The sequence below is a fragment of the Kandleria sp. genome (assembly GCF_017934775.1).
Taxonomy (GTDB): Bacteria; Bacillota_I; Bacilli_A; order Erysipelotrichales; family Coprobacillaceae; genus Kandleria; species Kandleria vitulina.
Genome location: NZ_JAGBIX010000021.1, coordinates 1 through 10,205, shown reverse-complemented (window position 1 = coordinate 10,205; position 10,205 = coordinate 1). Strand labels below are relative to the sequence as shown.

The following is a 10,205-nucleotide window of genomic DNA, read 5'->3' as shown; positions in this document are numbered from 1 at the left end:
GATATAGGTTATAATGATTACTGTAATTAGGTTCTTTTATATTCTTGTAACTCATAACCTAATTATACCAGAAAAGTGGCTGCACTCACTAAATAGTGAGTACGCCACTTTTTTACTGTATTTTATTTCGTTACAGCCTCTCTTATATTTTTCTTAAGTAAACGCATTCATCCCCTACCTACGCTACACTTAGAGGTAGGGGTTTTCTGCGAAAAACTTGATAAAATAAGCAGGACATTATTATGTCCCGATTAATTATTTATATTCTACTTTTGCATGTATCCAAACAAGCATCATTATTATAGAGATTGCAACTAAATAAATACTTAAAACAGATTAAATACATTTCCCCCATATAAGAATCCTCTCATTGGAAGACTTGTAGAAGCGTCACGTTCTGTTCTTTTTGTATCTGATAATCAAGTCATTGAAAGGCAGCGCTCCATAGTAACATATTCAATGGATAGATAAATTCAGGTAGAAATGCATTTGGTACTTAGTCCCCATGCCGTCATAAATGGTACAAGTGTCATCATAAAAAAGCTAATGACATATGCCAGAAAAGTATGACGAAGTCCCATTTCATTAGAGACAGGTACTCCTAATTCTAGCACCATAATCGTTGCCGCTATTGCAACAATTCCATCAGTGATTGCTTCTACTCTATTCTTCACTTGTTTTTCTCCTATCCTTAGATATGTTCTTTTATTTTGTACAATACTCAATATAAATAGTCATTGAATATAAGGGTGTTTTACTTTTATTGCACTTAGCAACAAGAAAATAAAATACCTTACATTTCATTAAGCACTATAAAAGAGCACTTTTGAGTGCTCTTTTATGAGTAGATCATCATGATCTTAGTAACATAACCTTTTTTAACGACTACGATCAATCCACAATTCCATTCTCCAGACTTACGGATATCTTTGATAGTACTTGTGATGTTTTTATATTTGATTCTTCGTGTATATGTAGAATCAAATAATCCCCTTCCATCTGAAGAAACTGATGTTGAATAGTATTTACATTTCATGCTTACTTTAAATACTTTGTATCTACCGACTTTTTTCATTTTGTTAATATTATTTGTCTTATAATACTTAATCGATCTTCCTTTTACGTTTTTAACATACAACTTTCTTCCTTTTTTCTTGAATGTTGTACAAACTGAAGTATCAGTGTAGTAGTATCCTGATGCTGTTTTAGCATTTGTGTTTTTTGTAGTTAATGTAAATAACATCATCATACATAATGCCATTGTGACAATTTTTAAAGATAGTTTTCTCATATTTCCATTTTCCTTTCTTATAATTGTAGTCTTATAGTCTTATGATTTATTTTTCTTCATCCCTCCCACCAGCAAGCTGTTGTTTGCTTATGTTTACTACACTCTCATCATATTAAAATAGCGGGACACTATTAGTGTCCCACTAAAATATTTCTATAATAAATACTAAATTGTTCCCTCAAATATTTTCTGATTTTCATCATTACAATATTTTTGAGGTCCTACGCCAAGTATACTATTATCATCATTAAAAAATGCGAATGAAATTGGTTTCTTAATTTTATTATTAAGGTAATCAAAATACACAAGGTTTAATGTTAGACTCATTTTATAAACTTTTTTATCATGTATCATTTTATTTGAAAAATGTAATTTGAGTTTACAAAATAATTCCTCGCCATTCGCAATATCTATTGACATTTTTTGATAAATAACAGAATCATCATCCATATTCATTGGAACTTCTCTATCATTAAATCCATCTATAGAATAATCAGATGATTCAAAAAAGAAATTTATTTTTTCTGCTGGTCCTCGCCCAATATTTCTTATTTTAAAATAAACTTCTTTTACGTTTTCATCACTATAACTCATAAGATTTGCCCATTCCTTTTCATTTGAAACAAACACATATCTATCAATTTCTTCACACTTTTCCTTTTCTTCAACACCAATATTTTTCAATATCAAATATGGCCTGCTTGAAAATAACGATTGACGTTTAATATCTAAATAATACTTTCTTTTTTCATTTTCATCTCGTGTATTATTTTCCATCATTCTTAGTTTTACTTCATCCATTCTTTGATTAAATTCATCATCATAATACATTGCAGTAAAATAAATTGAAAGATAAGTAATTATCCCGCCTAAACACGCTCCAATATATGTCGCAAAAACATTAACCCAAACTGAAACATTAACACTATTAATTCCTGATTTTACTACATACAAAAAACAATAAAACGCTATTGGAAGCGCAATCATTAGAAACACCATGATACATAGACCTTTGAAAGCTGCTTTTTTTCTTGACTGTTTACTTTTCATTTATTTTTTCCTTTCCACAAATTTTCCGATAAAATATACTTATTGTCTAAAAAATGCATACCTTATTCTAATCTATATACATAATAAATCATTAACTTTTTTATCACAATAGTTTTAATAAATAAATATATATATTTTTTATATTAATCAATAAACTAATATATTTATTCATAAATTAATATTATAAATTTACACTAACAAAAATGAACCACTACATGTGGTTCATTCTTTACATATGTTCCTTGATCTGAGTGTAAATTCCTTCTGCATCCAACTGATATTTATGAAGAAGTTCCATTGCGTTGCCAGACTCACCAAATGTATCTCTCATACCGATACGATACATTTTTGTTGGACAGTGCTCACTTAATACATTGCTTACTGCACTACCAAGTCCACCAATGATTGAATGTTCTTCTACAGTAAAGACATGTCCTGTCTTTTTTGCACTTTCAATAATGATATCCTGATCAATTGGCTTAATAGTATGAATATTGATAACTTCTGCATCAATACCTTCCTTAGCTAATGTTTCAGCACACTTTAAGCTTTCGCTTACACAAATTCCAGTTGCAATAATTGTAATGTCTTTTCCTTCTTTAAGTTTGACACCTTTACCTATTTCAAAGTGGTACTCATCAAAGTCATTGATGATTTCTACTGGTGCTCGTCCAAATCTCATGTAGACTGGTCCAACATAATCAATAGCTGCTTTCACAGCTGCTCTTGCTTCAATGTCATCACTTGGATTAAGAACAACCATACCTGGAATAACACTCATAAGTGCTAAGTCTTCATTGCACTGATGGCTTGCGCCATCTTCTCCAACAGTGATACCTGCATGTGTTGCACCAATCTTTACATTAAGATGTGGATAGCCAATAGAATTTCTTACCTGTTCGAATGCACGTCCTGCTGCAAACATGGCAAAAGTGGATACAAATGGTATTTTTCCTGTTGTTGCTAAACCGGCAGCCACTCCCATCATATTGCATTCAGCAATACCGCAATCAATATGACGGTTTGGATAAGCTTTCTTGAAGAGTCCTGTCTTAGTTGCTGCTGCAAGATCAGCATCTAAAACAACCAGCTGATCATATTCTTTTCCTAGCTCAACTAAAGATTGTCCATAGCTTTCTCTTGTCGCAATTTTCTTTACTGACATAAGCGTTCCTCCTCTTCTTTTAGCTCTTTCATTGCCAATTCATACTGTTCATCATTTGGAGCAGTGCCATGCCATGAGGCTTTGTTTTCCATGAAAGATACTCCTTTACCTTTAATGCTTTTCATGATGATACATGTTGGCTTTCCTTTCATCTGTCTTGCTTTTAATAAAGCTTCTCTTATTTCATCGAAGTCATGAGCATCAATTGTGATTACATTGAAATTGAATGCTTCAAATTTTTTATCAATAGGATAAGGTGAACAGACTTCTTCAATAGTTCCATCAATCTGAAGATTATTGTTGTCTACTACAACCACAAGATTATCCAGGCTTCTATGTCCAGCAAACATAGCTGCTTCCCATACCTGACCTTCTTGTATTTCTCCATCTCCACAGATGACATAGACTCTATTATCTTTTTTATCCATCTTGAAAGATAAGGCCATCCCTACTCCAGCAGATATACCTTGTCCAAGTGAACCTGTGGACATATCAATTCCTGGTGTATGAGCAATACAAGGGTGTCCTTGTAAATGTGATCCTAGATGTCTTAATGTTAATAAATCTTCTTCAGGAAAATAACCTCTTAATGCCAATGTAGCATATAATGCAGGAGCTATATGTCCCTTTGATAAAACAAGTCGATCCCTGTTTTCATCTTTGGGATTTGAAGGATCAATACGCATTTCTTCAAAATAAAGATATGCCAACATATCTGCACTTGATAAAGATCCACCAGGATGACCTGCCTTAGCAGCATGCGTTGAAGCAATAATACCCTGTCTAATTTTATTAGCTTTTTTCTTTAATTCTAGATTATTCATATGATTCTCCTAATCCTGTCCATAGTAAGCATTTTCTCCATGCTTGCGATAGTAATGCTTATCCTGTAGTTCCTGTGGTGCAGGCTGAACATGTGCTTCAATCTGTTCACATCGTGCTGCCATCTTGGCTACTTCTTCTAGTACAACAGTATTATGAACTGCTTCATGTGGATCTTTTCCCCATGTAAATGGTCCATGATTTTTACATAGTACCGCTGGAACTGCTTCATAGTCTTTATCTTTAAAATAATCAACAATAAGCACACCGGTATTCTTTTCATATGCTGTATTGATTTCTTCTTTTGTTAAACATCTTAAGCAAGGAATTGTCCCATACATATAATCAGCATGTGTTGTTCCATAACAAGGAATACCTCTACCTGATTGTGCCCAGCTTGTAGCCCATGAGGAATGTGTATGAACAACACCTCCAATATGAGGAAAAGCCTTATATAATTCTATATGAGTAGGCGTATCTGAAGATGGCTTATACTTACCTTCTACAACATGTCCATCTAAATCAACGACGACCATATCATCAGCACTCATTGTCTCATAGTCAACACCGCTTGGCTTAATAACAACATAACCACTTTCTCTATCAATGCCGCTGACATTTCCCCAAGTAAATGTCACCAGTCCATATTTCGGAAGGTCCATATTGGCATGATAGACTTCTTGTTTTAAGTCTTCTAACATAGTTACCTCCGTTATTGTTTATCTAGTATTTGCGTCATTTGATTAAACGCATCCTGTATTGTTTTATGATAATCTTCTTCTCCTAGATACCATAATTCAGTTACAAATCGTCTTATTCCTAGTTTCCAGGCAGTCTTTATCAGTCTTTCAAAGTCCACATGTCCACTTCCAAAAGGAACTTCTCGATAGATGTTAGGAAGAGATTCTTTTAGATGAAGAGCTATAAGGTGCCCTTCTCCTAGACATAAATCTTCACAGACATCATGCTTATGATCATAAGCAGCATTCGTTAAGTTACCTGTATCTGGATATATTTTCATATAAGGCGACTGCAACAATGTGATATATTTCATGGCTTTACCAGTAGTATTCATAAAGTCATTTTCCATTGTTTCAAATCCAAGAATGACTCCATGAATTCTTGCAGTATCGACTAGCTTTCTCATATTTTCAAGAAAATAAGCTTTCGTCTTAAGAGTAGATTCTCCATAGTAGATATCATATCCAGGTATCATCACTGTTCTGATTCCTAGATCAGCTGCCAGAATGATTGCATTTATACCAATGGATAATCCTTTTTCTCTGATAGCTTCATCTTCATCTCCTAAGGCGTACTTAGTAAGAGCGCTAACGCTCATGGAGCGTATTGGAAGATCGACTTCATACATGTCATTTAGTAGTGTCTGTCTTTCTTTTTTATTCATAAAGACACGTTCTATCTTTTCATCACTTGCATCAATGCTCATTTCAATGTAGTCATAGCCTATTTCTTTAGCCGCAATGAGTTTTTCTTTCCATGTAAGAGTGTCGGGTAAGGCCTTTTCATAAAGACCTATGCGGTAGGACTTCATGATTCAAACACGTAGAATGCTATTTCGTTGATTTCTCTATTAGTAGAAACTAAGCATTCACGTGCTCCCACATTATATCTGTAGACATTTGTTGACCCGACATTTTCTTCAATATAGCCATACTGATATCCTTGATCATAAGAGAAGCCAATCAGATTGCGCTCACCTTGACGATGCCCAATGATGGCACAAGCTTCTCCATTGAGTTCTCCTGCCCAGATTGAATGGGCAAATTCTGCTTTTTTAGGATACTTGTAGACAACTTCGTATGCCCCATCTATTTTCTTGAAGATTTCAATTGTATCTCCATGGAATGGTGAAATAACAATAATTTCATCTTTTCCATCCTGATCAAAATCTGCAACTGCAGCATCTGAGCATGGCTTATCTAATAGCTTTTCTATTTTCCAGTCGTTGATGCATTTATCTGATAATGATAGTTTATAAAGTCCCTGTTCGCATGCAATAAGTGAATAGTCTTCTCCTTCTTTTTTTACACGACAGTAGCCATGGTTTTTTGTGAGTCCTTCTTTGATGACTTCAAATTGAAGAGGATGTTCTTCATCTACTTTTGAAAGATCATCTGGTAATACAGCTACAAGAATCTTTCCTGGATGTGTCCAGTCATCTTTATAGTTGTGTTCTGATTTGATGGTACATGCCAATAGATAATTGACACCGTCTTTTTCAACAATATCAAAGCGATGTACGAATGGCAGATGAGCAATGACTTTTACATCCCAGTTGCCTTTACTAATTGGTGTAACAAGTACAAGCTTGGCATTTTTTGAATCATTAGGAGAATAGAATTCTTGTGTGGCAATGAACTGCCCATTGCTTGAAGGAACCTGAACCATTGACATGGTTCCTCCTGGTTCATCCCAGATGGTATCTACGAGATGTCCTTCTAAATCAAACAGGAGACATTTATTTCTTTTTTCAGCAGCTACGAGAATATAGTCTTCTCCTTCATAATGAAGGGGTGCAATCGCGTAGCATTTTTCTAATTGATGTGTTCTTATTTTTTTCGCTAACATAATGTTCCTCTATTCTTTTGTTACCTGAATTACCTTGATGCCTTGGTGAATGAATCGTGAAACTTCACTTTTATCAGCTTTTTCATCGGTGATGATATGAGTAAGTGTCTCTAAAGGACAGCTGACAAAGCTGCATGTTTTTCCTATTTTTTTATGGTCAGCAAGAATATAGGCTTTTTCAACACAGCGATGAAGCATTGCTTCATTAATTTTTACTTCATTAAGGATATCAGTGGTCATTCCAGCCTGACTGGAAAGACCACTGATATCCTAGAAATGTTTTTCTTGTGGAAACCATATTGATATTATCCAAGGCGAATTCTCCCACCATCGTTCCTTTAATATGTCTAAGTTCTCCTCCAGTAAGTATGATTGTCACTTCTGCGGAGTGTGGAATAGTTATGGCATTGCCGTTGTTGGTGATGACTACGACATTTTTCGCATGAATATAAGGTACCATTGCGAGTGCTGTAGAGCTGGTATTGATGAAGATGGTATCACCATCTTCCACCAATGATGCAGCAAACTTGGCGATGCGTTCTCGATAGATGTCTGTCTCATCTCTAAGCTCACAGTTCTCTGGTGTGTTCTTGATGCGTACACCCCCATAGTAGCGTTCTACGAGCTCATGGTCTTCTAGATACTGCAGATCTCTTCTGATTGTGATAGGTGTCACATGAAGTGTTTCGCATAGTTCTTCGACTTTGACATCTCCTACTCTTTCGAGTACTTCAAGTATTTTGTTTCTTCGTTCGCCGACTACTTTCTTAGACATTTTCATAATGGAATCCTCTTTTTTGGTGGTAGAAATTGTGATAATTAAGCGATGCCTGCTCTTTTAAGCTTGGCTTCAATTTCTTTTTGTGACATGACATTTTTTAGTCCAATGACTTTTACGCCTTTCTTTTTTGCATCTTCGAAAAGATGCTCAAAGTTTCTTGCGCATAGCACAACATCATAATTCAATGATGCGGATTTCGCTTCTGAGATTGCACAGTGATGAAGCTCTGATACAGAGATACCAAGATTATCAATTGCTTTTTGTGTTGTCATTTTCATTAGTAGACTTGATCCTGCGCCGCTCGCGCAACAAACCATCATTTTAATTGCCATATTATGTCCTCTTCTTTCTATTAATCTAATCCAAAGACTGCGATGTAGTCTTTTTTAAATTTTTCAATGCCCTGATCTGTTAATGGATGTTTTGTCATTTGTTCAATTACTGCATAAGGTACTGTCGCAATGTCTGCACCGGCTTTGGCACATTCAATCACATGAATTGGATTTCTTACGCTGGCCGCAATGATTTCCGCTTTGATGTCATGCATGCTAAAGATTTCTGTAATATCTTCAATAAGAGTAATTCCTGGTGTTGAAATATCATCCAATCTGCCTAAGAATGGTGAAACATAGGCTGCACCAGCACGCGCTGCCAACAGCGCCTGGGCAGCTGTGAAGATCAATGTCACATTGACCTTTACCCCTTTTTTGGAAAGTGCTTTTGTGGCTTTCAACCCTTCTACAGTCATAGGAATTTTAACGACCATATTAGGATGCATCTTGGCGATTTCTAGTCCTTCTTCAATCATTGTCTCAGCATCTTCTGTAGTAGCCTTGACTTCTCCAGAGATAGGACCATCGACAATTGATGTGATTTCTTTAAGGACATCTTCAAAGTTTCTGCCCTCTTTTGCGATTAGGGATGGATTTGTGGTTACACCACAAATCACACCCATGTCGTTTGCTTTTTTAATATCTTCTACGTTGGCGGTATCTACGAAAAATTTCATTTTTTGTCTCCTTTATTCATCATAATCATCGTCCCAATCGTCTTCTTCGACTTCAATGCCTTTTAATTTTGCATAAGTTTCAAAGTCTTCTGTACATGCGAAGTATGCATCCTTATTAGCACGATATTGGAACTGTGGAATTAAGAGTAGAACGAGAATAACTACACCTACACCGATGACACCCAAGTATTTCATGATGATTGTAAAGATTGGCCATACTGTTGCCCAGTCAAACATACCGAGGTACCCACCGTAGGCTGCCATGCCTACAAAAGTGGCAATAAAAGCTGAGCCGAAGACTTGAATAAGTCCGGCAAAGAATGGGAGGATAATAGCTGCTTTAGCGCCACCTTTATTATTGGCATAGACTCCGATTGTCGCATTATCAAAGAAGACTGGTACGAATCCTGCAATGACAAGAGTTGGACTCTTAAAGATAATCAATGTCACAATCGCAATAAACTGTCCTACTGCACCAGCTAGGAAACCAATTGGCACCGCATTTGGTGAACCGAAACCATAAGCAACGGCACAATCTACTCCTGGTACTGCACCAGGCAATAATTTATTAGAGATGCCCTGGAATGATGTTGTTAATTCTGTTACGAATGTACGTACTCCTAGCTGAAGGATTGTAAGGTAGACTGAGAAGTACATACATGTTGTTAAGATGTAGAATAGGAAGTTATCTGTTTTTGCAAGGAAGCCTGCTTTTACAAGATAGCTTTTTCCAAGCAACAATAAGATAGCACCAAAGAAGATGATCATTAACAATGATGTACATACTAGGTTTTCATTGAAGATAGACATGAATCCAGGAAGTTCAATGTCTTCTAGTCTCCTTGTCTGTTTACCTCTCTTTTTATCGTGTTCTCCAATCTTTTCTGCAATCTTTGAGAAGAGTGCAATACCAAACATCTGCTGGTGAGCGATACAGAAGCCTGCCCCTTTAGTAAGTTCCTGAGTTGGTTCTACTGTCAAGTTGGAAGCAACTGCCCAATAGAGTCCTAGGATAACTGCCATGACTGCTAAGATTGCTAAGTCATTAGTTAAGAATGGACAAGCAAACATGATAAGCCAGAATGCGGTTGAAGCCTGCTGAACCTGTACATGTCCTGTTGTAAATAGCGCTCTTAACTTTGTGACTTTTTTAAATTTTACTAAGATGATGTTAATGACAAAAGCAATAAGAAGAAGTGTCATGACTGAAGAAAAGGCTTTACCAAAAACCTTGTTTACTCCTGCTGTAACCGCATTTTGTCCAAAGTATGGATCAATGACCATGGCATCTAGATTAAAGACATCTTTTAGACCTACGAGAATTGGTCTAAAGTTTGAAACTAATCCGGATGATCCAACAGAGAGCCAACTATAAGGAATTCAAGTAAAAAATGAAGTTTTTTTACATTATCTTTGTTCTTTGGCTAATCTCATTAAATAACAGTTGCAGTTTCATATGAATCATCTGTTATTGAACCGAATTATATTAGAAGTATAT

At 35.7% G+C, this 10,205-nt stretch carries 13 protein-coding genes; all 13 read right to left on the bottom strand.

From position 1 onward, the window contains the following. Nucleotides 1-473 precede the first annotated feature (473 nt). The 13 genes from J6L95_RS02960 to J6L95_RS02900 all read right to left on the bottom strand — a co-directional run bounded on the left by J6L95_RS02960 (nt 474) and on the right by J6L95_RS02900 (nt 10,087). Complete coding sequence (locus J6L95_RS02960; protein ID WP_287458093.1) at nt 474-674, bottom strand: TMEM175 family protein; 201 nt, start codon at nt 672-674, stop codon at nt 474-476. A 164-nt stretch (nt 675-838) separates the two neighbouring features. Next, complete coding sequence (locus J6L95_RS02955) at nt 839-1,291, bottom strand: hypothetical protein (RefSeq protein WP_287458092.1); 453 nt, start codon at nt 1,289-1,291, stop codon at nt 839-841. A gap of 165 nt (nt 1,292-1,456) precedes the next feature. Continuing rightward, on the bottom strand, nt 1,457-2,341 hold the full coding sequence (locus J6L95_RS02950) for a hypothetical protein (protein ID WP_287458091.1): 885 nt from the start codon (nt 2,339-2,341) through the stop codon (nt 1,457-1,459). A gap of 229 nt (nt 2,342-2,570) precedes the next feature. Next, entirely contained in the window at nt 2,571-3,506 is a 936-nt protein-coding gene (locus tag J6L95_RS02945; RefSeq protein ID WP_287458090.1) for a transketolase family protein, read from the bottom strand. Beyond that, nucleotides 3,497-4,330, bottom strand: coding sequence for a transketolase (locus J6L95_RS02940; protein ID WP_287458089.1), 834 nt, complete (start codon nt 4,328-4,330; stop codon nt 3,497-3,499). The genes J6L95_RS02945 and J6L95_RS02940 overlap by 10 nt, the downstream gene beginning before the upstream one ends. A gap of 9 nt (nt 4,331-4,339) precedes the next feature. Then, the gene (gene araD / locus J6L95_RS02935; RefSeq protein ID WP_287458088.1) at nt 4,340-5,029 is read right to left on the bottom strand and encodes an L-ribulose-5-phosphate 4-epimerase; all 690 of its coding nucleotides are present in this window, start codon (nt 5,027-5,029) and stop codon (nt 4,340-4,342) included. 11 nt (nt 5,030-5,040) lie between these two features. Beyond that, the gene (locus J6L95_RS02930) at nt 5,041-5,880 is read right to left on the bottom strand and encodes an L-ribulose-5-phosphate 3-epimerase (RefSeq protein WP_287458087.1); all 840 of its coding nucleotides are present in this window, start codon (nt 5,878-5,880) and stop codon (nt 5,041-5,043) included. After that, the gene (locus tag J6L95_RS02925; protein ID WP_287458086.1) at nt 5,877-6,917 is read right to left on the bottom strand and encodes an FG-GAP repeat protein; all 1,041 of its coding nucleotides are present in this window, start codon (nt 6,915-6,917) and stop codon (nt 5,877-5,879) included. The genes J6L95_RS02930 and J6L95_RS02925 overlap by 4 nt, the downstream gene beginning before the upstream one ends. 9 nt (nt 6,918-6,926) lie before the next feature. Continuing rightward, a complete protein-coding gene (locus J6L95_RS02920) occupies nt 6,927-7,157 on the bottom strand; it encodes a DeoR/GlpR family DNA-binding transcription regulator (RefSeq protein ID WP_287458085.1) in 231 nt (76 codons plus the stop codon). Next, on the bottom strand, nt 7,147-7,698 hold the full coding sequence (locus J6L95_RS02915) for a DeoR/GlpR family DNA-binding transcription regulator (RefSeq protein WP_287458084.1): 552 nt from the start codon (nt 7,696-7,698) through the stop codon (nt 7,147-7,149). The genes J6L95_RS02920 and J6L95_RS02915 overlap by 11 nt, the downstream gene beginning before the upstream one ends. 38 nt (nt 7,699-7,736) lie before the next feature. Continuing rightward, nucleotides 7,737-8,030 (bottom strand): PTS sugar transporter subunit IIB, encoded by a 294-nt coding sequence (locus J6L95_RS02910; protein ID WP_287458083.1) that lies wholly within the window; start codon nt 8,028-8,030, stop codon nt 7,737-7,739. 20 nt (nt 8,031-8,050) lie between these two features. Then, the gene (gene fsa / locus J6L95_RS02905) at nt 8,051-8,707 is read right to left on the bottom strand and encodes a fructose-6-phosphate aldolase (protein ID WP_287458082.1); all 657 of its coding nucleotides are present in this window, start codon (nt 8,705-8,707) and stop codon (nt 8,051-8,053) included. Nucleotides 8,708-8,719: 12 nt separating this feature from the next. Beyond that, complete coding sequence (locus J6L95_RS02900) at nt 8,720-10,087, bottom strand: PTS sugar transporter subunit IIC (protein ID WP_287458094.1); 1,368 nt, start codon at nt 10,085-10,087, stop codon at nt 8,720-8,722. Between the last annotated feature and the right edge of the window lie 118 nt (nt 10,088-10,205).